Below are 21,566 nucleotides of genomic sequence, written 5' to 3'. Positions count from 1 at the left end.
ACACAGGGGCTCCTCGTGTCGGGGATGGGTGCGGCGCGCTCCCGCCCCGTCCGCCGACGTCGAGAGGAGGCCGGCGGGCGGGGCGGAGGCGGGGTTCAGTCGTGCAGATTGGCGGTGACGGTCTCGAGCAGCTCCTCCCAGGAGGCCACGAACTTGTCGACCCCCTCGCGCTCGAGCTTCTCGACGACCTCCTGGTAGGAGATGCCCAGCTGCTCCAGCTCGTTGAGGACCCGCTCGGAGTCGTCGTAGGTGCCGGTGATCGTGTCCCCGGTGACCTCCGCGTGGTCGGCGGCCGCCTCCAGGGTCTTCTCCGGCAGGGTGTTCACGGTGTCCGGGGCCACCAGGCCGTCCACGTACATCGTGTCCGGGTAGGCCGGGTCCTTGGTGCCGGTCGAGGCCCACAGCGGCCGCTGGACCACGGCCCCCGCCTCGGCCAGCAGCTTCCAGCGCTCGGAGGAGAAGGCCTCCTGGAAGACCTGGTAGGCCAGCCGGGCATTGGCGAGGCCGGCCCGACCCTTCAGGGCCAGTGCCTGCTCGGTGCCGATCTGCTCCAGGCGGGCGTCCACCTCGGAGTCCACGCGGGAGACGAAGAAGGAGGCCACGGAGTGGATCTTGGACAGGTCGCGGCCCTGCTCCAGGGCCCGCTCCAGCCCCGTGAGGTAGGCGTTGATCACCGCGCGGTAGCGCTCGAGGGAGAAGATCAGGGTCACGTTGACGCTGATCCCCTCGGCGAGGGTCGCGGCGATCGGCTCCAGGCCCTCCTCGGTGGCCGGGATCTTGATCATCACGTTCTCACGGTCCACGGTCCGGTGCAGGCGCCGGGCCATCTCGGCGGTCTCCTCGCCCTTCACGGCCAGGCGGGGATCCACCTCGATGGAGACCCGCCCGTCCTGCCCGCGGGTCTGGCGGTAGATCGGGGCGAGCACGTCGCAGGCCTCGCGCACGTCGTCAGTGGTCACCGCGAACACGGATTCCTCGACGTCGCGGCCCTCCTCGGCCAGGCGGCGCATCTGGGCGTCGTAGCGGTCCCCGCGCGAGAGCGCCTGGGCGAAGATCGTGGGGTTGGTGGTCACGCCGACGACGTTGCGGGTCTCGACCAGCTCCTGCAGGTTGCCGGTCTCCAGGCGCTCACGGGAGAGGTCGTCCAGCCAGAGGGAGACTCCCGCGTCGGAGAGCTTCTGGGTCGCTTCGGTCATGGGTTCTCGTGCTCCTTCGCTCGAGGGATGGATGTCGGTGGGGGTTCAGCGGGCGGCGAGGGATTCCCGGGCCGCCTCGACCACGGCGTCGGCCGTGATGCCGAACTCGCGGAAGAGGGTCTGATAGTCCGCGGAGGCACCGAAGTGCTCCAGGGAGACCGCGCGCCCGCGCGAGCCCAGCAGGTCGTGCCAGGACTGGGCCAGGCCCGCCTCCACGCTGACCCGGGCGGTGATCCCGCGGGGGAGCACCTGCTCGCGGTACTCGGCGTCCTGGGCGTCGAACCACTCCCGGCAGGGTATGGAGACCACGCGGGCGGCGATGCCGTCGTCAGCCAGCTGGGTGCGGGCCTGCAGGGCCAGCTCCACCTCGGAGCCGGTGGCGATGAGGATGACGTCGGGCTCGCCCTCGGCGTCGGCCAGCACGTAGCCGCCGCGCGCGACACCCTCCGCGGAAGCGAACTTCTCCCCGTCCGCCTCCGGGTGCAGGTCCTGGCGGGCCAGGGTGGTGAGGTTCTGCCGGGTCAGCACGAGGCCGGCGGGGCGGTCCCGGTGCTCCAGGATCGTGCGCCAGGCCACCGAGGTCTCGTTGGCATCCGCCGGGCGCACGACGTCCAGGCCCGGGATGGCCCGCAGGCTCGAGAGCTGCTCGACCGGCTGGTGAGTGGGCCCGTCCTCGCCCAGGCCGATGGAATCATGGGTCCACACGTAGATGGAGGGGACTCCCATCAGCGCGGACAGGCGGATCGCCGGGCGCTGGTAGTCGCTGAAGATCAGGAAGGTCCCGCTGAAGGCGCGCGTGGGGGAGGAGAGCACGATGCCGTTGACGATCGCGGCCGCCGCGTGCTCCCGGATCCCGAAGTGCAGCACCCGCCCGTAGGGGCTGGCGGTGAACTTGGCGGTGGAGCGGGAGGTGGGGTTGAAGGAGGAGGCGTCCTCGATGGTGGTGTTATTGGATCCGGCCAGGTCCGCCGAGCCGCCCCACAGCTCGGGCAGCAGCGGGGCGACCGCGTTGATCACCTGGCCGCTGGCCGCGCGGGTGGCCAGGGAGCCGCCGGCCTCGAAGGCCGGGAAGGCGTCCCTGTACCCCTCGGGCAGGCGGCCCTCCTGAAGCCGATCCAGCAGCTCGGCCCGCTGCGGATTCGCCTCCCGCCACTGCTGGTAGGACCGATCCCAGGCGGCGCGCCGTTCGTCGCTGCGGGCCTGCAGGGCCCGGGTGTGCTCGATGACCTCGGGGGCGACGTCGAAGGTCTTCTCCGGATCGAAGCCGAGGACCTCCTTGGTCGCGCGCACCTCGTCGGCGCCGAGCTTGGAGCCGTGGATCCCGCCGGTGTTCTGCTTGGTCGGGGCGGGCCAGCCGATGATGGTGCGCAGGCTGATAAAGGTCGGCTTGTCCGTGACCTTCCGACCCTCCTGGATCGCGTCGTAGAGGGCCTGGACGTCCTCGCGGTATTCCCCGCCGGCCCGCCAGTCCACGGTGCGCACGTCCCAGCCGTAGGCGCGGTAGCGCTCGGCGACGTCCTCGGTGAAGGCGACGTCGGTGTCGTCCTCGATGGAGATCTGGTTCTGGTCGTAGATGACCACGAGGTTGCCCAGCTGCTGGTGCCCGGCCAGGGAGGAGGCTTCGCTGGTCACCCCCTCCTCGAGGTCCCCGTCGGAAGCGATGGTGAACACGGTGTGGTCGAAGGGGCTGCGCCCCGGAGCGGTGTCAGGATCCAGCAGGCCGCGCAGGTAGCGCTGGGCGTAGGCGAAGCCGACGGTGGAGGCCAGGCCCTGCCCCAGCGGGCCGGTGGTGATCTCCACGCCGCGGGTGTGCTTGTATTCGGGGTGCCCCGGGGTCAGCGACCCCCAGGTGCGCAGGGCCTGCAGGTCCTCCAGCTCCAGGCCGTACCCGCCGAGGTACAGCTGGATGTACTGGGTCAGGGAGGTGTGGCCGGGGGAGAGGATGAAGCGGTCCCGTCCGGTCCAGCGGTCATCGGAGGGATCCTGGCGCATGATCTTCTGGAAGAGCAGGTACGCCACCGGGGCGAGGCTCATCGCGGTGCCGGGATGGCCGTTGCCGACCTTCTCCACGGCGTCGGCGGCGAGGACCCGGGCGGTGTCCACCGCCCGTCGGTCCAGGTCGGTCCACTCGAGGTTCTCGCGGTCGTCGGACACGAGGCATGCCCCTTTCGTCTCGGAAGTCGTCTCGCGTGGCCCCGGTCCGACGGCGTCGCCGCGGCGCCGGCCCGATTCCCGAGCCCGCCGCGCGGCCACCGTGTACCTGAAGGGGCCGCGGTGCTCCACCCAACTCTAGGCCACCGCCGCGCCGCGCGTCTGTCGGTGACGCTGTGGGCGGACGCCGCGAGTCCCGGGGGGGCGGCCCGCCGAGGGAGTGAAACATCACCGCACCGTCCTGGAAGGCCGCGCGGGCTGGGATATATGCTCGAAGGAAGCTGTGACCATCGCGCGCCCGTCGTGCGCGCCCGCCCCGAGACCGGGAGGACAGCGGCACCGATCGCGTAAGGAAGCACCTGTGAAGCGCCAGAGCACGGACCATGGATCCCTCCTGGAGGCCAAGCCCGCCGTCCCCGCCCCCGCCGGGAAGACCGGCCGGGTGGGCCTGCGCCGCAAGCTGCGCGCCTACCTCCTGCTGACCAAGCCGCAGGTCATCGAGCTGCTGCTGGTGACCACCGCGCCGACCATGATCTTCGCGGCCGGCGGGATGCCCTCGCTGTGGCTGATCCTGAACACGATGCTCGGCGGGGCGATGGCCGCGGGGGGCGCCGGCGCCTTCAACTGCTGGATCGACCGCGAGGCCGATCGGCTCATGAAGCGCACGGAGCGCCGCCCCCTGGTCACCGGGGAGGTCTCGGATCGCGAGGCGCTGATCTTCGCCTGGGCGCTGTCCGCGGTCTCCGTGGTGTACCTGAGCCTGGCCGTGAATCTCCTGGCCGGGGCGCTGGGCCTCGTCGCGATCCTGCTGTACGTGGTCTTCTACTCCCTGTTCCTCAAACGCCGGACCTCCCAGAACATCGTCTGGGGCGGGATCGCCGGGTGCATGCCCGTGTTCATCGCCTGGGCCGCCGTGCAGGGGACCCTCAGCTGGGCCGCCGTCGTGCTGTTCCTCGTGATCTTCCTGTGGACCCCGCCGCACTACTGGCCGCTGTCGATGAAGTACGCGGAGGACTACCAGCGCGCGGGGATCCCGATGCTCGGGGCGATCGCGTCGGCCAAGGCCGTGTCCGTGCAGGTGGTGCTCTACGCCTGGGCCACGGTGATCTGCTCGCTGCTGCTGATCCCAGTGGGCGGGGCCGGCTGGGTCTACGGCCTCACGGCGCTGGGCGCCGGGGCCTGGTTCATCTGGACCTGCCACCGGCTGCACGCGCTGGCCATGGCCGAGCAGGCCACCAGCCGCACCGCGATGGTCGTCTTCCACGCCTCCATCACCTACCTGACGGTGCTGTTCGTCGCGGTGGCCGTGGACCCCTTCGTCGGCGGCGCCGTCCTCTGAGGACGGCGCCCGCCGCGTTCCGGGGCGGCGTTGCGTCAGGCCTCGGTCCCCGCGATCTCCTGCGCCGCACGCCACTCCGGGGCCGTGACGGTGTGCACCAGGGCCGTCTCCCGACGGGTGGGCTGGGCCAGCACCGCCATCCGGTCGTAGGCGGCGGCCGCGGCCCACACGGTCAGCCCGGCGCCCAGCAGGTGCAGCTCCACCATCCAGATCGGCAGGCCGTTGAAGTACTGCAGGTAGCCGATGCCGCCCTGCAGCACCAGCACCCCCACCATCCGCAGCAGCGCCGCCCGCACCCCGGGGGCCCAGCCCCGGCGCACGCACAGGGTGATGCCCAGGGCCACGGTCAGCACGGTCAACCACACGGAGATCGAGTGCATCCGGGCGACCATCACGGCGTCGAAGGCGTGGCGGGCGCTGGTGGCGTCCCCGGAATGCGGGCCGGTGCCGGTGACCAGGGTGCCCAGGTACACGGCGATGCCCGTCAGCGCCAGCAGGATCGCCCCCAGGCGTCCCATCGTCGGATCCGACTCCTCGAGGCGCTCCAGCCGCTCGACCTCGCGCACCCGCGGCAATGAGTAGCGTCGGGTGCGGCTCCACAGGGCCGCGGCCAGCGCGATCATCACGGCCGAGAGCACGAAGTGCACCCCGACCATCCAGGGATTCAGGCGCAGCCATACGGAGAAGCCGCCGACCACGGCCTGCACCGGGATCCCCGCGAACAGCAGGATCGCCAGCCAGAACAGGTCGCGGTACTCGGTGCGCAGGCGCATCACGGCCAGGACGGTCAGCACGGCGACGATCCCGAGGAGCCCGGTGAGGGTGCGGTTGCCGAATTCGATGAAGCCGTGGATCCCCATCTCCGGGACGTTGTTCCAGGAGTCGTCCGTGCAGCGCGGCCAGGTGGGGCAGCCCAGCCCGGACTGGGTCAGGCGCACCAGCCCCCCGGTGATCACCAGCAGCAGGTTCGCCAGCACCGACGCCAGGGCCGTGCCGCGCACCCACCCGGTGACGGTCAGCGGGGTCAGCACGCGCCAGAGGCGGGCCGGCGCGGAGTCGGAAGGGGTGCGGGTCTGGGGCTGTGTGCTGCTCGTGCTCAAGCGGACACCTCGCGTCCTGGTCGTGGGCTGAATCGTCAAAAGGGGCCGGGGCGCATTCCCGGTTTCCGCGTGCGTGCGGGGCGCTGGGCCCCCGTCGATTATCCGCCGTCGGTGGTGCGCGGAGCCAACCGTGACGCCGTGATGCCCGCGTCAGATGCCTGCGACGCCGACGCTGGCGGGCAGGCGCAGGGAATGCTCAGGACCACCGGAACAGCCGGCGCGCCAGCAGCCCGGCGGCCGCGGCCCAGACCAGCAGCACCAGGTGCGGACCCCACAGCGGCCCCTGGCCCAGCATCTCCGCGCGCAGCGCCGAGCCCAGGGCCCCGGAGGGCAGCAGCTCGATCAGGGCGGCGGCCGCGCCGGGGAAGTGCCGGGCCGGCAGCAGCGTGCCGCCGACGGTGGCCAGCAGGACCCACAGCGTGTTGACCACGGCCAGGGTCGCCTCGGCCCGGATCGTACCGGCCACCAGCAGCCCCAGGGCGGTGAAGGCCGCGGCCCCGAGCACCAGGGTGGGCACGGAGGCCAGCACCGCCGTCGGGCGCGGCTCCCAGCCCAGGAACAGCCCGACCGCGCCCATCACGGCGTACTGCACGACCATGACCCCCAGCACCGCCAGGGCCTTGCCGGCGATCAGCCCGCCGCGACCCAGGGGAGTGGTGGACAGGAAGCGCAGGACCCCGTAGCGGCGGTCGAAGCCGGTGGCGATGCCCTGACCGGACAGGGCCGTGGAGATCGTGCACAGGGCGAGGATCCCGGGCATCGCCAGGTCCACCCGGGACGCGCCGAACTCCCGGGCCCATCCGTCGAGGAAACCCGTGCTGGTCAGGCCGATCAGCGCCATCAGCGGGAACAGGATGAGCAGCAGCAGCTGTTCGCCGTTCTTCAGCATCGCCAGGATCTCGTATCCGCCCTGGCGCAGGATCCGCCGGGCGGCCGGTGCCGGCCGGCCCGTGCGGCGGGTGAAGTCCGTGGGAGTCGCGCTCACGACCGCTCTCCTTCCGAGATGTCCAGGAACAGGTCCTCCAGGGAGCGCGGGGTCAGCTCAAGGTGCGTCGGCAGCACGTCCTGCCGCTCCCACCCGGCGGTCAGCGCCGCCAGGTGCGCCGGGCCCAGGGGGCCGGTGAGGGTGTACGCGCCGGGGGAGTCCTCCGACAGCGTGAGCCCCGCGCGCAGCTGCTGGGGGAGGAGGTCCTCGATCCCGAGCCCGCAGCGCGGCAGGGTGAACACGAGGGTCTGGGCGTCGCGGGAGCCGGCCAGCAGCTGATCCACCGTGCCCTCCAGGACCACCTTCCCGGCGTCCATGATGTAGACCTGGTCCGCCAGCCGCTCGGCGTCGTCCATGAGGTGGGTGGTCAGCACGACGGCGGTCCCGGCAGCCCTCACCTCGCGGATCAGGTCGAAGACCACCTTGCGCGAGTGCGGGTCCAGCCCGGCCGAGGGCTCGTCCAGGAAGAGCACCTCCGGGCCGCCTGCCAGGGCGGCGGCCAGGCTGACCCGCTGGCGCTGCCCGCCGGACAGGCGCCGGATGGTGGTCCCGTCGAACTCATCGATGCCCAGTCGCCGGATCAGGGCATCCATGTCCACCGGGTCCTCATACATCGAGGCCACGTGGTGCAGCAGGGGCACGGGCCGGATCGCCTGGGGCAGTCCGCCGTCCTGGAGCATGATGCCCACGCGGGCGCGCAGCTGCGGCCCGGCCCGCCATGGATCCTCGCCCAGCAGGCGCACGGTACCGGAGCTCGGGCGCACCAGGCCCTGGGCGCAGGACAGCGTGGTGGTCTTGCCGGCGCCGTTGGTGCCCAGCAGGGCGGTCACGGCCCCGGCGCGCGCGCTCAGGCTCACCCCGTCGACGGCGCACACCGTGCGCCCGCCCCGGGTCCGGCGGGAACCGGCGGCGGGGAACTCCTTGCGCAGCCGCTGCACCAGCACGGCGGGTTGCTCGTCGGCGAGGGGCCCCGGCGCGGTCTCCGCGGGGGCCACGGCGGTCGGGGTGGATCCGTGGTTCGGCACCGTCCCAGTGTACGGTCCGCGGCGGGAGGGCAGGGGCATCTCGGGGCCCGCGCCTCCACCGAGTGGTCCCTGCGGGCGGGTGGCACGAGGAAAGGTCTGCCTCACTGGATCGCCCGGAACAAATAAGCACATACTTTGGTTGTGTATTCCGTGAAGCAGAAGCAGTCCGCGCCCCGCGCCGCCGGTGCCGGGGAGCCCGAGGAGAGGACGCGCGACCGCGTCCTCCAGGGCGTGCTGGCTCACGGTCCGGTATCTGCGGCCGACCTCGCCAGCGCCCTCGGGCTCACCCCGGCGGCCATCCGGCGCCACCTCGAGGCCCTGGAGAAGGACCAGCTCGTGGAAGTCACCCTGGTGCGCAAGCCCGGGGCGAGGGCCGGCAGGCCCGCCCGGCGCTACGTCGTCGCCCCCCAGGGTCACGCCCAGCTGGGCAACGACTACCTGGACATCGCCCTGGACTCCCTGCGCACCCTGCGGGCGGCACTCGGGGAGGGGGCCCTGGAGCGCTTCGCCCAGTCGCGCTTCGAGGAGATGGAGCGGCGCTACCGCCCCGTCGTTGAGGCGGCGGGCCCGGACATCGGCGCCCGCGCCCGGGCCCTGGGGGACGCGATGACCCGCGACGGCTTCGTCGCCAGCACCTCCACGATGGCCATGAGCGAAGCCGCCAAGGCGGTGGAGCTTCCGGAGCACCTGCTCTCCAGCGTCCAGCTGTGCCAGGGCCACTGCCCGGTGCGGGACCTGGCCGAGGAGTTCCCGGAGTTCTGCGACGAGGAGACCCGCATGATCGCCTCGCTGCTGGGGGTGGACGTGCGCAGGCTGTCCACCATGGCCGGCGGGGCCCACGTCTGCACCACGCACATCCCGCTCGCGCGGGGAGCACAAGCCAGCGTTTCAGGAAGAAACGTCCGACCCACCAAGGAAGGCTCACATGACTGAACAGGTTGAGCGCCAGGCCGACGGAGGAGTCATCTCCGAGATCCTGGAGAAGAACCCGGAGCTCGAGGGCATCGGGAACTACCAGTACGGCTGGTACGACTCCGACGCCGCCGGGCAGGCCGCCCGGCGCGGGCTGAGCGAGGAGGTCGTCCGGGACATCTCCGCGAAGAAGAACGAGCCCGAGTGGATGCTGCAGCTGCGGCTGAAGGGCCTGAAGTTCTTCGACCGCAAGCCCCTGCCCACGTGGGGTGCGGACCTGTCCGGGATCGACTTCGACAACATCAAGTACTTCGTGCGCTCCACGGAGAAGCAGGCCGAGTCCTGGGAGGAGCTGCCCGAGGACATCCGGGAGACCTACGAGAAGCTGGGCATCCCCGAGGCCGAACGCAACCGCCTGGTGGCCGGCGTGGCCGCGCAGTACGAGTCCGAGGTCGTGTACCACCAGATCCGCGAGGACCTGGAGAAGCAGGGCGTGATCTTCATGGACACGGACACCGCCCTGAAGGAGCACCCCGAGTTCTTCGAGGAGTACTTCGGCACCGCGATCCCCGTCGGGGACAACAAGTTCGCGGCGCTGAACACGGCCGTGTGGTCCGGCGGCTCCTTCGTGTACGTGCCCAAGGGCGTGCACGTGGAGATCCCGCTGCAGGCCTACTTCCGCATCAACACCGAGAACATGGGCCAGTTCGAGCGGACCCTGATCATCGCCGACGAGGACTCCTACGTCCACTACATCGAGGGCTGCACCGCCCCGATCTACAAGTCGGACTCGCTGCACTCCGCGGTCGTGGAGATCATCTGCAAGAAGAACGCCCGCGTGCGCTACACGACCATCCAGAACTGGTCCAACAACGTCTACAACCTGGTGACCAAGCGGGCCATCGCCCACGAGGGCGCCACCATGGAGTGGATCGACGGGAACATCGGCTCCAAGGTCACCCAGAAGTACCCGGCCGTCTACATGGTCGGCGAGCACGCCAAGGGCGAGACCCTGTCCATCGCCTTCGCCGGCGAGGGCCAGCACCAGGACACCGGCTCCAAGATGGTGCACATCGCCCCGAACACCTCCAGCTCGATCGTCTCCAAGTCCGTGGCCCGCTCCGGCGGACGCGCCGCGTACCGGGGGCTCGTGCAGATCCGGGAGGGGGCGCACAACTCCAAGAACAACGTGGTGTGCGACGCCCTGCTGGTGGACACCATCTCCCGCTCGGACACCTACCCGTACATCGACATCCGCGAGGACGACGTGACCCTGGGCCACGAGGCCACCGTGTCTCGCGTGTCCGAGGAGCAGCTGTTCTACCTCCAGCAGCGCGGCCTGCCCGAGGACGAGGCCATGGCGATGATCGTGCGCGGGTTCGTCGAGCCGATCGCGCGCGAGCTGCCCATGGAGTACGCGCTCGAGCTGAATCGTCTGATCGAACTCCAGATGGAAGGATCCGTAGGCTAACCCGATGACTGAGCAGATCAACAAGGAGCACCCCGCCGCCGAACCGGAGAAGGTCGACGGCGTGCACACCGGCGAGTCCCGGGTGGCCATCCCCGGGATGAGCGAGGAGGGCGAGAAGCTCTCCCCGGAGCTGACCGCCGACGACACGATCCGGGTGCGCAAGTCCGCCAACGCCGGGCAGCCCGGGTCCCAGGTCATGCACTCCCGGGCCGAGCGGCCCTGGAGCCACGACGTCGCCGACTTCGCCGAGCCCACCGGGCGCGAGGAGGAATGGCGCTTCACCCCGGTGAAGAAGCTCGCCCCCGTCTTCGCCGACGCCCCCACCGAGGACGGCGCCCTGCAGATCGAGGTCGACGCCCCGCAGGCCTGGCAGGCTCCGGCCCTGGGCCGCACCGAGGCCCCGCGCGGGACCGTGCTGCGCCCGGCCGACCGGGCCGCCGTCGTCGGCTCCGCCAACGCCGAGTCCGCGACCCACCTGGTCATCCCGCAGGATGAGGAGCGCAGCCAACCCGTGACCGTGCGCCTGCGCGGACAGGCCGAGGGCCGCCGAGCCAACTCCCACCTGGTCATCGAGGCGCGGCCGAACTCCCACGCGACCGTGGTCCTGGAGCACACCGGCACCGCCCACCACAACGGCAACGTCGAGGTGATCGTCGGCGACGGGGCGAGCCTGTCCGTGATCTCCCTGCAGCTGTGGGAGGACTCCGCGATCCACGTGGGCCAGCACGACGCGCAGGTCGGGCGCGATGCCCACTACCGCCACGTCAACGTGACCCTCGGCGGCGGCATCGTGCGGCTGAACGCGAACGTCCGCTACGCCGGGGAGGGCGCCGACGCCCAGCTGTTCGGGCTGTACTTCGCCGACGCCGGCCAGCACCTGGAGCACCGCTCCTTCGTGGACCACAACGCCCCGAACAACACCTCCAACGTGCTCTACAAGGGCGCGCTGCAGGGGCAGGACGCGCACACCGTGTGGGTCGGGGACGTGCTGATCCAGAAGGAGGCCGAGGGCACCGACAGCTACGAGAAGAACCAGAACCTCGTGCTCACCGACGGCGCCCGCGCCGACTCCGTGCCGAACCTGGAGATCGAGACCGGCGTCATCGAGGGCGCCGGGCACGCCTCGACCACCGGTCAGCTGGACGGCGACCACCTGTGGTACCTCATGGCCCGCGGCATCCCCGAGAAGCAGGCCCGCCGCCTGGTGGTGCGCGGCTTCCTCAACGAGATCATCCAGCAGATCCGGGTGGATGAGCTGGAGGAGCGGCTCATGGACGCCCTCGAGGACGAGCTGGCCATCAGCGACAACTGACCCCTCGGGCCCGTGCGGCCCGCACCGACTTCCCTTCCCAAGGAGGAATCCCTTGTCCACTCTGGAAATCAAGGACCTGCACGTCTCGGTCATCCTCGATGACGAGAACACCAAGCCCATCCTCAAGGGCGTGAACCTGACCATCAACTCCGGCGAGATCCACGCGATCATGGGCCCCAACGGCTCCGGCAAGTCCACGCTGGCCTCGACCATCGCCGGGCACCCCAAGTACCGCGTGGACTCCGGCGAGATCCTGCTCGACGGCGAGGACGTCACCGAGATGTCCGTGGACGAGCGCGCCCGCGCCGGGCTGTTCCTGGCCATGCAGTACCCGGTGGAGATCCCCGGGGTGACCATGTCCAACTTCCTGCGCTCGGCCAAGACCGCCGTGGACGGCGAGGCCCCGGCCCTGCGCACCTGGACCAAGGACGTCAAGGCGGCCATGGGCCAGCTGAAGATCGACCCGGACTTCGTGACCCGCAACGTCAACGAGGGCTTCTCGGGTGGCGAGAAGAAGCGCCACGAGATCCTGCAGCTGGAGCTGCTCAAGCCCAAGTTCGCGATCCTGGACGAGACCGACTCCGGGCTGGACATCGACGCCCTGCAGGTGGTCTCCGAGGGCGTGAACCGCGCCCACGACGCCAACGACATGGGCGTCATGCTGATCACCCACTACACGCGCATCCTGCGCTACATCAAGCCCGACTTCGTCCACGTTTTCGTGGACGGCAAGATGGCCGACCAGGGCGGGCCCGAGCTGGCCGAGCGCCTGGAGGAGGAGGGCTACGTCAACTACCTCCAGAACCGGGAGGCCGCCCAGGCATGACCGAGACCGCACCCGCCGGGCGGCCCTCCGACCAGGAGATCGAGGACGCCCTGGCCAACGTCATCGACCCGGAGCTCGGGGTCAACATCGTGGACCTGGGCCTGCTGTACGGGACCCGCTGGAACGAGGAGGACGGTGCCCTGGTCATGGACATGACCCTGACCACCGCCGCCTGCCCCCTGCAGGACGTCATCGAGGAGCAGGTCGCCCAGAACCTCGAGCCGCTGATCGACCAGTGGCACGTGAACTGGGTGTGGATGCCGCCGTGGGGTCCCGAGCGGATCACCGAGGAGGGCCGGGACCAGATGCGCGCCCTCGGCTTCAACATCTGATCCCGCGGCACCGACCCGACGCGGTGACCGCACGCCGCTAGGATGAGGGGTCGGCGGGCGCCTGTGGGCCCGCCGGCCCCTCGTCTCGCCCCATCCCACTCCCGCAACCGAAAGGCTGGCCGTAAGCCCTTGCTGACCGTCTCCCACCTCGAACTGCGCGCCGGCGCCCGACTGCTCATGGAGGATGTGAGCTTCCGCATCAACCGCGGGGACAAGATCGGGCTGGTCGGACGCAACGGCGCCGGCAAGACCACAATGACCAAGGTCCTGGCCGGGCAGACCCTGCCCGCCGACGGCGAGGTCACCCGCTCCGGGTCCATCGGCTACCTGCCGCAGGACCCGAAGGTCGAGGACATGACCCAGTCCGCCCGGGACCGGATCTTCTCCGCCCGCAACCTCGCCGGGGTCGTCTCCCGGATGCGGCGCACCCAGGAGGAGATGGCCAGCGAGGACGAGTCCGTGCGGGCCAAGGCCCTGCGCCGCTACGACCGGCTGGAGGCCGAGTTCATCGCCGGCGGCGGGTACGCGGCCGAATCCGAGGCCGCGAGCATCACCCACAACCTGGACCTGCCCGATCGCGTCCTGGACCAGCCCCTGTCCACCCTCTCCGGCGGGCAGCGGCGTCGTGTGGAGCTGGCCCGCATCCTCTTCCAGGGTGCTGACACCATGCTGCTGGACGAGCCGACCAACCACCTCGACGCCGATTCGATCGAGTGGCTGCGGGAGTTCCTGCGCACCTACTCGGGCGGCCTGCTGGTGATCAGCCACGACGTCGCCCTGATGGAGCTGGTGGTCAACAAGGTGCTGTACCTGGACGCCATGCGCTGCGTGGTCGACGAATACAACATGGACTGGAAGCACTACCTCGCCCAGCGCGAGCAGGACGAGGCCCGGCGCAAGCGGGAGCGGGCCAACGCGCAGAAGAAGGCCGGGGCCCTGATGGCCCAGGCGGAGAAGATGCGCGCCAAGGCGACCAAGGCCGTGGCCGCCCAGCAGATGATCAAGCGGGCCGAGCGGCTGATGCGCGAGGTCGAGCCGGAGCAGGCCCAGGACCGGGTGGCCGCGATCCGCTTCCCGGCGCCGGCCCCCTGCGGGAAGACCCCGCTGCGGGCCCAGGGGCTGTCGAAGTCCTACGGGTCCCTGGAGATCTTCACCAACGTGGACCTGGCCATCGACCGCGGCTCGCGCGTGGTGGTGCTGGGCCTGAACGGGGCCGGCAAGACGACCCTGCTGCGCATGCTCGCCGGGGTGTCCGCCCCGGACTCCGGCCAGGTGCAGCCCGGGCACGGGCTGAAGCTGGGCTACTTCGCCCAGGAGCACGACACCCTGGACGGCAGCCGCACCGTGCTGGAGAACATGCGCACCGCCGCACCGGATCTGCAGGACACCCAGGTGCGCACCATCCTCGGATCCTTCCTGTTCTCCGGGGACGACGTCGCCAAACCCGCCGGGGTGCTCTCCGGCGGGGAGAAGACCCGCCTGGCTCTGGCGACCCTGGTGGCCTCCTCGGCCAACGTGCTGCTGCTGGATGAGCCGACCAACAACCTGGATCCGGCCAGCCGCGAGGAGATCCTCAACGCGCTGAAGACCTACGAGGGCGCGATCGTCATGGTCTCCCACGACGAGGGCGCGGTGGAGGCGCTGAACCCGGAGCGGGTGCTCATGCTGCCCGACGCGGTGGAGGACCACTGGTCCCAGGAGTACCAGGACCTCATCAGTCTCGCCTGAGCCGGCGGGCCGGGGCGGTCCCGGGTCGGCGTCGGGGCCGTCGGCTCTGTCGGCTCAGTCGCGATCCACCGGGTCCGCGTCGCGGGAGCGGGCCATCGCGTCCAGCAGGGCGTCCTCCTCCTCGGCGTCCGTCGGACGGCTGCGGGCCTTGGCGAGCTTGGGGCGCACGATCGACTTCATGTGCGGGGGCATGTCGTCGATCATCTCCATCTGACGGCGCACCACCGCCTCGTCCTCGGTGCCGATGTAGGTGCCGTCCTCGGCGTAGTAGCTGCGGAACCGGCGCTGCAGCTCCTCGGCCAGCTGGGCATCCAGGCGATCGTTGCGCACCTTCTGCCGGGCGCACCAGCCGTAGGCCACGTACACCAGCACCGCGAAGGAGTACCACTGCAGGGAGTAGGACAGGTTGGGTCCGGCGCTCTGCTCCGGGGCGGACAGCTGCTGCGGCCGCTGGGCCGGGGCGGGATCCTCCGAGGCCATGATCCCGTAGGCGGCCTCGGCCAGATCCAGTCCCGTCTGCCGGGCGTAGTCCGGCAGGTCCACGGACTGGATCTGCCCGGCCGGGGCGGAGCGGTCCGTGGAGGGCTCACCCGCGTGCAGCCGGGCCGTGACCTGCACCGTCCCCGACGGCGGGGCGGGCACTGCCTGGGCCGGAGCCGCGTTGGAGTCCCCGGCGGGCACCCAGCCGCGGTCGATCACCACGATTTCACCCTGCGAGGTGCGTAGCGGCACCAGCACCTCGAAGCCGACGGCGCCCTCGTGCGGGCGGTTGCGCACCAGCACCTGGTGCTCGGGCAGGTACCGCCCCTGCACGCGGGCCGGGGTCCACTGCCGGTCGGGATCGAAGCGCTCGAACTGCTCCAGCGCGGCCTGGCCCTCCAGGGGGCGGGCGTCGTAGTTCTCGCTGATCAGGTTGTTGCGGTGATCCAGGGCCTCCTTGCGGTCCATCTGCCAGCCGGCCAGGTACACGCACAGCAGGGAGAACAGCACGCAGACCAGGAAGCCCGCGATCCACCGGCCGCTGACGAGAAATCGGTACACGGAAGTCAGGGGCTCCTCTCGGATCGGGAAAGGGTAAGGGAGGGGAAAGGGCGGGCGTCAGTCGTCGGGGGCGTCCATCGGGCGGATGTCCCGCAGGAATCCGCGGGCCCGCAGGAATCGCGCCAGGTGCTCCCGGTGTTCCTCGCAGGCCAGCCACGTCTTGCGCCGCTCGGGGGCGTGGATCTTCGGGTTGTTCCATTCCAGGCGCCAGCGGGCCGGGGCGGTGCACCCGCGGCGGGAGCACACGGGCCGCTCCGGTGCGGGCGGTTCCCGGCCGACGCCGAGCAGGTCGGTCAGGTCCATGACCGCCCCTTGCGCGGATCCGGCCCGTCCCCGCCGGTTCCGCGCGTCGGCGAGGCGCCCGGGCCCTCGCGGAACTCGCCCTCGATGACGTCCTCCCGCGGCGTGCTCGCGTGATCCCCGGAGAGATCGGGCGAGGGCAGGGGGCGCGGCGCGGGATCGGTGTAGGCGGAGACGTCGCGCACCTCCGCGCGATCGCTGCCGTTGGCCAGGACCACCGCCACCCACGGCAGCACCATGGCCGCGCCCACGCAGGTCCAGCGGATCCAGCCGTCGGTGACTAGCGCCAGGACGATGCACACCAGGCGCAGGGCCATCTTCAGCGCGTAGCGGCGCATCCGCGTCTCGACGCCCTGGCTGTGCGGGGCCTGCGCCCCGGTGATGGAGTACGCCTCGGGCTCCTCCCGGCGGGATGCGCGGGAGCGCGACGTCGTGGCCTCGGACATGGGACACCGCCCTCCTCACCGGATGATCGCGGCGCCCGCCCGGTGCTCATGGAGAGGGGGACCCGCTGGGTTGATGACCGTGCCCATTGTGTCACCTCCGGCTCCGATCGGCAGGGGCCGGTGTCCGGGATCCCACCGGGCGGGCCGGAGGGGACCTCGGCTAGGATGGGGGCGATTCCATCCACCGCATCCCGGGAAGGACCCCGATGAGCATCGAGCACCCCGACGAACCCGCCACGACCCCCCGCACCGTGCTGGTGACCGGCGGCAACCGGGGGATCGGACGCAGCATCGCCGAGGCCTTCCGCGAGCAGGGGCACCGGGTCTGCGTGACCTACCGCTCGGGCGAGGCGCCTGAGGGCTTCTTCGCGGTGCAGGCCGACGTGACCGACGCAGCCTCCGTGGACCGGGCCTTCTCCGAGATCGAGGCCGAGTTCGGCCCGGTGGAGGTCCTGGTCGCCAACGCCGGGATCACCCGCGACACCCTCCTGCTGCGGATGAAGGAGGAGGACTTCTCCGCGGTCATCGACACCAACCTCACCGGCGCGTTCCGGGTGGTGCAGCGGGCGGCCAAGGGGTTCCTGCGGAAGAAGTTCGGTCGCGTCATCCTGATCTCCTCCGTCGTCGGGCTCTACGGCTCCCCGGGCCAGCTGAACTACGCGGCCTCCAAGGCCGGGCTGGTGGGCATCGCCCGCTCCCTGACCCGCGAGCTGGGGTCGCGCAACGTCACGGCCAACGTCGTGGCCCCCGGGTACATCCAGACCGAGATGACCGACGCCCTGCCGGAGGAGACGCAGCAGAAGTACCTCGAGGCGATCCCCGCCAAGCGCTACGGGCAGGCCGAGGAGGTCGCGCGCGTGGTCCGCTGGCTGGCCGGGGAGGACGCCGGGTACATCTCCGGAGCCGTGATCCCCGTCGACGGCGGGCTCGGCATGGGCCACTGAGACACATCGCGGGAATCCCCTCCGGGGGACCCGCGCACCGATCATCCGCCGCGAGCCGGGCCCGCCTGAACGAGGCGGGCCCGGGTGCGGCATCGAGGAAAGGACACGAAGCAATGGGACAGTTGGACGGGAAGTCCGCGATCATCACCGGCTCCTCGCGGGGGGTTGGGGCGGACACGGCCAAGCTGCTGGCCGCCGAGGGCGCCGGCGTCGTGGTGAACTACCGGCAGAAGGCCCCGCGGGCCAAGAAGGTGGTCCAGGCGATCGAGGAGGCCGGGGGCCGCGCCGTCGCCGTGGGAGCGGACGTCACGAAGCACGAGGACGTGCAGACCCTGGTGGACACGGCGGTGCAGACCTACGGGGGCCTGGACGTGCTGGTGCTCAACGCCTCCGGCGGCATGGAGACCGATCTGGGGGAGGACTACGCGCTGCGGCTGAACCGCGACGCGCAGCTGGATGTGCTGCGCACCGCCGCCGCCGTGATGCGCCCCGGGGGTCGGGTCGTGTACGTGACCAGCCACCAGGCGCACTTCATCCGCGAGGTCGAGACGATGCCCGAGTACGAGGCCGTCGCCCGCTCCAAGCGCGCCGGAGAGGACGCCCTCACCGAGGAGATCCCGCAGCTGTCCGAGAGGGGCATCGACTTCGTCGTCGTCTCGGGGGACATGATCGAGGGCACCGTCACCGCGACCCTGCTCAACCGGGCTCGCCCCGGGGCGCTGGAGGCCCGTCGGGCGGAGGCCGGGAAGCTGTACTCGGTCGAGGAGTTCGCCTCCGAGGTCGCCGCGATGGTCACGGCCGGTGTTCCCACCGGCCACGTGGAGCTGGTCGGCGGGGCCAAGGGCTTCGTAGACTGATCGACACCGCCTCGGTGCCGCCGGTCCCGGATCGGCGGCACCCGTGCTGTCGCGCTCAGCCCAGCAGCGCCAGCAGCGCATCCAGCCGCGGCACGGGGATCCGTGCCGCGGCTGCCGCGTCCAGGGTCGGCTTGGCGCAGTAGGCGACGCCCAGTCCGGCGGCCTCGACCATGAGCAGGTCGTTGGCGCCGTCGCCCATCGCCGTCGTCGCCTCTTCGGCGACGCCGAGCTCCCCGGCCCAGGCGGTCAGGGCGCGGCGCTTGGCCGCGGCATCCACCACGGGCCCGAGCACCCGACCGGTCAGGCGGGGTCCGGACCCGTCGTCGGCGATCTCCAGGCCGTTGGCCAGGGTCCGATCCAGCCCGAGGCTTGCACCCAGGGGATCCAGGATCGCACAGAAGCCGCCGGAGACGGCGCCGATCCGATCCCCCCGGGCGTGCAGCCGCGCCACCAGCTCGCGCGCCCCCGAATTCAGGACGAGGTCCTCGCGCACCTCCTCCAGCACGCTGGCCGACAGGCCCGCCAGGGCGGCGACTCGTTCGCGCAGGGAGGCCGCGAAATCCAGCTCCCCCCGCATGGCCCGCTCGGTGATCGCCGCGATCCGCTCGCGGGCCCCGGCGCGGGCGCCCAGCTCGTCGATGACCTCCTGGCCGATCAGTGTGGAGTCCACGTCCGTGACCACCAGTCGGGGGGTGCCCTCCGGCAGCGCGGGCACGGCCATGACCTGCCAGCGCGCCTGCGGATCCAGGGCGTCCAGGACGCTCTGCACCCGTTCGACGCCGGGGTCCGGGACCTCCAGGTTCACGTCAGCTTCCGACCCTGCGGCGGCTCCGTGAGCGGAAGACTCCGCATCGGCTGCGAGCGTCGGGGGCCAGCGCAGCACGCGGAACCCGGGGCCGGGGGCCTGGCGGGGTCCCCGGCGAGCGGAGGTGCCGCCGTCGCGCGGGGGAAGGGGCGGCACGTGGATCTCCTCGACCCCCGCCGGAAGGCCGATTCCTGCGGCGGCTGCGCGTTGCACCAGCGCCGTGGGCCGGGTACGGGATCCGAGCAGCCCGGGCACGGCCTCCGTCCTCTCCCCGGGTGCTGGCACGGGCAGCTGCCCCAGCGGCGGCGCGGCCGAGGCGGGGGCGGAGGAGGACCGGTTCTCCTCGGACGGGGGACGGGAGGAGAAGGCGATGAGACGGCGGGGGTCGGACATGTCCCCATCGTAGGTGCCGTGCCGAGAGGGACCGTCGGTGGGGGATCGGAGAGCGGTCGCGGGTGCGGCTGGCGTCCGGGCGGCGGTACGGTGATCGAAAGCCGCCGGCGTCCTCGGATGCCCGCGGGTGGTTCGTCGGAAGAGGACGTCATGGCCGAGTATCCCGCGTACGTGTGCACCCCCGAGGTGCGCTGGTCGGATCAGGATCTGCTGGGGCACGTGAACAACGCCCGGGTGATCACCCTGATCGAGGAGGCCCGCATCCGGTGGCTCCGAGAGGCCTGGGACCGGACCGATGTGCGGGATCGCCCGACGCTCGTGGCGCGGATGGAGCTGAACTACCGCCGCCCCGTCGTCTACGGGCCGCAGCTGAGCGTGGAGCTCGGCGTCGGGCGCGTGGGCCGCAGCTCGTACACGATCACCTGCCGCGGCATCCAGGACGGTCGGGTGGCCTTCGACGGCCTGACGGTGATGGTCATGGTCGATGCCGAGACCGGTGAGCCCACGGCCCTGAGCGAGCGGGAGCGGGATCTGCTCGGTCGCTACGGCAGCTTCGACCCGGAGGACCCGACGCGGCTGGACTGAGTCGCCGGTGCGGAGGCGTCGCCCCCCCCCCGGAGCTGTGGACAACCTTCCGGCCGGGGCGTGGGATGGGCTAGTCTCGGGGGACCTGAGTGATTCACATCGCATGATCCTCGTCTGACCCTCGAGCACCCGGAGGCTCCCGTGGCCCGTTCGCACCGTCCCGCATCATTCCTGGCGCCGCTGGTCCTGGCCGGCGCCCTCCTGCTGTCCGGCTGCGGGGGTGAGAGCAGCGGTGAGGTGGTCGGCACCGCGGATCCGCAGGCATCGGCCAGCGCCTCGGTTTCCGCCAGCGCCTCTGCGTCGGCGTCCTCGACCGGGTACGAGAAGGCGACGCCGGAGCACCCGGCCCGCAATGTGCCGGTGCCGAGTCTGCCGGACGTGGGCAAGGAGGAGACCGACGCCGGGGCGAGAGCTTTCCTCCAGTACTGGGCGGACTCCCTGAACTACCTCCTGCAGACCGGGGACCCGCAGTACGTCCGCGAAGCGATGTCGGCGGACAACGACCAGTTCACCAAGGTCATGGAGAACTACGAGCGGTACTACCGCGAGGGCAAGTGGAGCGTGGGCACGGAGCAGCAGATCTACCTGGAGCCGCAGCCCCTGGAGAAGGTCGACCCCCAATACCAGGAACTCTACGTGCGTCTCAACCGACTCAGTGGTGGGGTGTACTCCCCATCAGGACACGAGCATGACACTCCCGGGAGAGACTTCAACAATCAACCCATGACTGCCGTCCTCTCGTGGGAGAAGGACCAATGGAAGTTCCGCGGATTCAACCACATCCAGGATGTTGATTATGGCGATCCGGAGTAAGTGGAAAAGGCTGTGCTTGATCGCAATGGCGCTCCTTTTATATTCATCGTTCGCGTTGCCCCCGAGCTTCGCAGAGAAGTCCGCTGATGATGGGTGGATCGATGGAAACGGCTCCCTCATCATCAAGAGGCAGAAGACCCAACCCGGAGGACGGCCGACCGAACCAGGGAGCCAGCCTCCATCCGGCGGTGACCAAGGAGGAGGTTCTGTCGATGAGATCCCGGAGGACCCTTATGAATACTTCGCACACTACGGATGCCCGAGGCCCGGGGAGGACGTGCCCGGAGACGCATGCAACCTGAATCCATCCTGCGCTAGACCCGATGGAGGTCGTGGCGTTTTGCATCGAGTCTTTCGTCGCCTCAAATCAGGCGGCGAATGGGAGTCCACGGGAACGCAATACTGCGCGTCTCCCGGCTCCCAGTCCCCCGAAGACGCCGCCGAAAGAGTCACCACACCGCCGACCCCGACCGTCACCGCCGAAGATCTGAAGAAGATGCCCATCCACCCGGGGACCGTGAGCATCCAGCCCGGCCCCAACACGCTGAAGAACTACCACACCAACATCTACGTCGACAGCCGGCCCCAGGAACTGGAGGTCACCCTGTTGGGGCAGTCGGTGCGGGTGCGGGCCACCCCGGTCTCCTACACCTTCGACTACGGCGACGGCACCACCACCGGACCCACCACCGACCCCGGTCGGGCCCTGCCGGAGAACAGCTGGGACACCCCCACCTCCACCTCCCACCAGTACCGGGAGACCGGGGATTACGCCATCGTCATCTCCACCGAGTTCCGCGGGGAGTACCGGGTGGGGGACGGGCAGTGGCAGCCGGTCGAGGGTACCGCGACCCTCCCATCCCAACCGCAGACGGTGAGCGTGTGGCGGACGAAGTCCGGGTGGGTGAAGGACGGCTGCTCCGCGAACCCCCGCGCCTGGGGCTGCTGATGCCTCGGCGGGATCGCAGAAGAGTCCTTCCGCGCGCGGCCGACCGGAACCGCGGA

21 protein-coding genes are annotated in these 21,566 nt (G+C 70.8%); 12 read left to right on the top strand and 9 right to left on the bottom strand.

All coding sequences use genetic code 11. The features are described 5' to 3' along the window. Nucleotides 1-95 precede the first annotated feature (95 nt). The gene (gene tal / locus AC0VXQ_RS05640) at nt 96-1,196 is read right to left on the bottom strand and encodes a transaldolase (protein WP_058731198.1); all 1,101 of its coding nucleotides are present in this window, start codon (nt 1,194-1,196) and stop codon (nt 96-98) included. A gap of 45 nt (nt 1,197-1,241) precedes the next feature. Beyond that, nucleotides 1,242-3,350 (bottom strand): transketolase, encoded by a 2,109-nt coding sequence (gene tkt, locus AC0VXQ_RS05635; protein WP_475527944.1) that lies wholly within the window; start codon nt 3,348-3,350, stop codon nt 1,242-1,244. Nucleotides 3,351-3,741: 391 nt separating this feature from the next. Between tkt and AC0VXQ_RS05630 the strand changes: the two genes are divergently transcribed. Then, on the top strand, nt 3,742-4,686 hold the full coding sequence (locus tag AC0VXQ_RS05630; RefSeq protein ID WP_058731203.1) for a heme o synthase: 945 nt from the start codon (nt 3,742-3,744) through the stop codon (nt 4,684-4,686). A gap of 35 nt (nt 4,687-4,721) precedes the next feature. Here the strand turns inward: AC0VXQ_RS05630 and AC0VXQ_RS05625 are convergent, their stop codons facing one another. The 3 genes from AC0VXQ_RS05625 to AC0VXQ_RS05615 form a co-directional block, all read right to left on the bottom strand. After that, nucleotides 4,722-5,786: a COX15/CtaA family protein gene (locus AC0VXQ_RS05625; protein ID WP_061225640.1), complete on the bottom strand. Its 1,065-nt coding sequence runs from the start codon at nt 5,784-5,786 to the stop codon at nt 4,722-4,724. Nucleotides 5,787-5,982: 196 nt separating this feature from the next. After that, nucleotides 5,983-6,771, bottom strand: a complete 789-nt coding sequence (locus tag AC0VXQ_RS05620) for an ABC transporter permease (protein WP_058731195.1) — start codon at nt 6,769-6,771, stop codon at nt 5,983-5,985. Continuing rightward, nucleotides 6,768-7,796: an ABC transporter ATP-binding protein gene (locus tag AC0VXQ_RS05615; RefSeq protein ID WP_064725508.1), complete on the bottom strand. Its 1,029-nt coding sequence runs from the start codon at nt 7,794-7,796 to the stop codon at nt 6,768-6,770. Before AC0VXQ_RS05615 ends, AC0VXQ_RS05620 begins: the two co-directional genes overlap by 4 nt. A gap of 150 nt (nt 7,797-7,946) precedes the next feature. On the opposite strand from AC0VXQ_RS05615, the gene AC0VXQ_RS05610 reads away from it, so the two are divergent. The 6 genes from AC0VXQ_RS05610 to AC0VXQ_RS05585 all read left to right on the top strand — a co-directional run bounded on the left by AC0VXQ_RS05610 (nt 7,947) and on the right by AC0VXQ_RS05585 (nt 14,377). Continuing rightward, nucleotides 7,947-8,729: a helix-turn-helix transcriptional regulator gene (locus tag AC0VXQ_RS05610; protein WP_328798553.1), complete on the top strand. Its 783-nt coding sequence runs from the start codon at nt 7,947-7,949 to the stop codon at nt 8,727-8,729. After that, a complete protein-coding gene (sufB, locus tag AC0VXQ_RS05605; protein WP_058731193.1) occupies nt 8,722-10,179 on the top strand; it encodes a Fe-S cluster assembly protein SufB in 1,458 nt (485 codons plus the stop codon). Before AC0VXQ_RS05610 ends, sufB begins: the two co-directional genes overlap by 8 nt. A gap of 97 nt (nt 10,180-10,276) precedes the next feature. After that, entirely contained in the window at nt 10,277-11,491 is a 1,215-nt protein-coding gene (gene sufD / locus AC0VXQ_RS05600) for a Fe-S cluster assembly protein SufD (RefSeq protein WP_058731201.1), read from the top strand. 52 nt (nt 11,492-11,543) lie between these two features. Then, nucleotides 11,544-12,317 carry a Fe-S cluster assembly ATPase SufC gene (sufC, locus tag AC0VXQ_RS05595; protein ID WP_058731192.1) on the top strand — a complete coding sequence of 258 codons (774 nt, stop codon included), beginning with the start codon at nt 11,544-11,546 and terminating at the stop codon, nt 12,315-12,317. Beyond that, nucleotides 12,314-12,649 carry a metal-sulfur cluster assembly factor gene (locus AC0VXQ_RS05590; RefSeq protein ID WP_058731191.1) on the top strand — a complete coding sequence of 112 codons (336 nt, stop codon included), beginning with the start codon at nt 12,314-12,316 and terminating at the stop codon, nt 12,647-12,649. The genes sufC and AC0VXQ_RS05590 overlap by 4 nt, the downstream gene beginning before the upstream one ends. A 129-nt stretch (nt 12,650-12,778) precedes the next feature. Then, nucleotides 12,779-14,377, top strand: a complete 1,599-nt coding sequence (locus AC0VXQ_RS05585) for an ABC-F family ATP-binding cassette domain-containing protein (protein ID WP_064725500.1) — start codon at nt 12,779-12,781, stop codon at nt 14,375-14,377. Between the two features lie 54 nt (nt 14,378-14,431). On the opposite strand, the gene AC0VXQ_RS05580 is transcribed toward AC0VXQ_RS05585, so the two are convergent. From AC0VXQ_RS05580 to AC0VXQ_RS05570, 3 genes are read right to left on the bottom strand one after another with little or no spacing between them, the layout of a single operon-like run. Beyond that, nucleotides 14,432-15,418, bottom strand: coding sequence for an SURF1 family cytochrome oxidase biogenesis protein (locus AC0VXQ_RS05580; protein ID WP_242650373.1), 987 nt, complete (start codon nt 15,416-15,418; stop codon nt 14,432-14,434). 57 nt (nt 15,419-15,475) lie between these two features. Continuing rightward, nucleotides 15,476-15,721, bottom strand: coding sequence for a hypothetical protein (locus tag AC0VXQ_RS05575; protein WP_058731188.1), 246 nt, complete (start codon nt 15,719-15,721; stop codon nt 15,476-15,478). Further along, complete coding sequence (locus AC0VXQ_RS05570) at nt 15,712-16,164, bottom strand: DUF3099 domain-containing protein (protein WP_058731187.1); 453 nt, start codon at nt 16,162-16,164, stop codon at nt 15,712-15,714. The genes AC0VXQ_RS05575 and AC0VXQ_RS05570 overlap by 10 nt, the downstream gene beginning before the upstream one ends. Nucleotides 16,165-16,370: 206 nt before the next feature. On the opposite strand from AC0VXQ_RS05570, the gene AC0VXQ_RS05565 reads away from it, so the two are divergent. Together AC0VXQ_RS05565 and AC0VXQ_RS05560 are read left to right on the top strand one after the other, a co-directional pair. Continuing rightward, the gene (locus AC0VXQ_RS05565) at nt 16,371-17,108 is read left to right on the top strand and encodes a beta-ketoacyl-ACP reductase (protein ID WP_058731186.1); all 738 of its coding nucleotides are present in this window, start codon (nt 16,371-16,373) and stop codon (nt 17,106-17,108) included. A 113-nt stretch (nt 17,109-17,221) separates the two neighbouring features. Then, nucleotides 17,222-17,965: an SDR family oxidoreductase gene (locus AC0VXQ_RS05560; RefSeq protein ID WP_058731185.1), complete on the top strand. Its 744-nt coding sequence runs from the start codon at nt 17,222-17,224 to the stop codon at nt 17,963-17,965. Nucleotides 17,966-18,020: 55 nt separating this feature from the next. On the opposite strand, the gene serB is transcribed toward AC0VXQ_RS05560, so the two are convergent. Beyond that, nucleotides 18,021-19,163, bottom strand: coding sequence for a phosphoserine phosphatase SerB (serB, locus tag AC0VXQ_RS05555; RefSeq protein WP_328798555.1), 1,143 nt, complete (start codon nt 19,161-19,163; stop codon nt 18,021-18,023). Nucleotides 19,164-19,313: 150 nt separating this feature from the next. Here serB and AC0VXQ_RS05550 point away from each other — a divergent pair, with 150 nt between their 5' ends. From AC0VXQ_RS05550 to AC0VXQ_RS05540, 3 genes are all read left to right on the top strand, one after another. Next, nucleotides 19,314-19,748 carry an acyl-CoA thioesterase gene (locus AC0VXQ_RS05550; protein WP_129357494.1) on the top strand — a complete coding sequence of 145 codons (435 nt, stop codon included), beginning with the start codon at nt 19,314-19,316 and terminating at the stop codon, nt 19,746-19,748. 141 nt (nt 19,749-19,889) lie between these two features. Next, nucleotides 19,890-20,561, top strand: coding sequence for a DUF6318 family protein (locus AC0VXQ_RS05545; protein ID WP_404434460.1), 672 nt, complete (start codon nt 19,890-19,892; stop codon nt 20,559-20,561). 517 nt (nt 20,562-21,078) lie between these two features. Further along, on the top strand, nt 21,079-21,510 hold the full coding sequence (locus tag AC0VXQ_RS05540) for a hypothetical protein (RefSeq protein ID WP_475527943.1): 432 nt from the start codon (nt 21,079-21,081) through the stop codon (nt 21,508-21,510). The last annotated feature ends 56 nt before the right edge of the window (nt 21,511-21,566 follow it).

Source organism: Rothia sp. QJM3NY_36, assembly GCF_056173115.1.
This window is presented reverse-complemented; position numbering and strand designations above follow the sequence as displayed.

What these genes read in the sequence shown, in the direction of transcription:
- AC0VXQ_RS05575 (WP_058731188.1), bottom strand. Translation starts at nt 15,721, where the DNA reads ATGGACCTGACCGACCTGCTCGGCGTCGGCCGGGAACCGCCCGCACCG.
- AC0VXQ_RS05560 (WP_058731185.1), top strand. Translation starts at nt 17,222, where the DNA reads ATGGGACAGTTGGACGGGAAGTCCGCGATCATCACCGGCTCCTCGCGG.
- AC0VXQ_RS05570 (WP_058731187.1), bottom strand. Translation starts at nt 16,164, where the DNA reads ATGTCCGAGGCCACGACGTCGCGCTCCCGCGCATCCCGCCGGGAGGAG.
- serB (WP_328798555.1), bottom strand. Translation starts at nt 19,163, where the DNA reads ATGTCCGACCCCCGCCGTCTCATCGCCTTCTCCTCCCGTCCCCCGTCC.
- sufD (WP_058731201.1), top strand. Translation starts at nt 10,277, where the DNA reads ATGAGCGAGGAGGGCGAGAAGCTCTCCCCGGAGCTGACCGCCGACGAC.
- sufB (WP_058731193.1), top strand. Translation starts at nt 8,722, where the DNA reads ATGACTGAACAGGTTGAGCGCCAGGCCGACGGAGGAGTCATCTCCGAG.
- AC0VXQ_RS05590 (WP_058731191.1), top strand. Translation starts at nt 12,314, where the DNA reads ATGACCGAGACCGCACCCGCCGGGCGGCCCTCCGACCAGGAGATCGAG.
- AC0VXQ_RS05550 (WP_129357494.1), top strand. Translation starts at nt 19,314, where the DNA reads ATGGCCGAGTATCCCGCGTACGTGTGCACCCCCGAGGTGCGCTGGTCG.
- tal (WP_058731198.1), bottom strand. Translation starts at nt 1,196, where the DNA reads ATGACCGAAGCGACCCAGAAGCTCTCCGACGCGGGAGTCTCCCTCTGG.
- AC0VXQ_RS05565 (WP_058731186.1), top strand. Translation starts at nt 16,371, where the DNA reads ATGAGCATCGAGCACCCCGACGAACCCGCCACGACCCCCCGCACCGTG.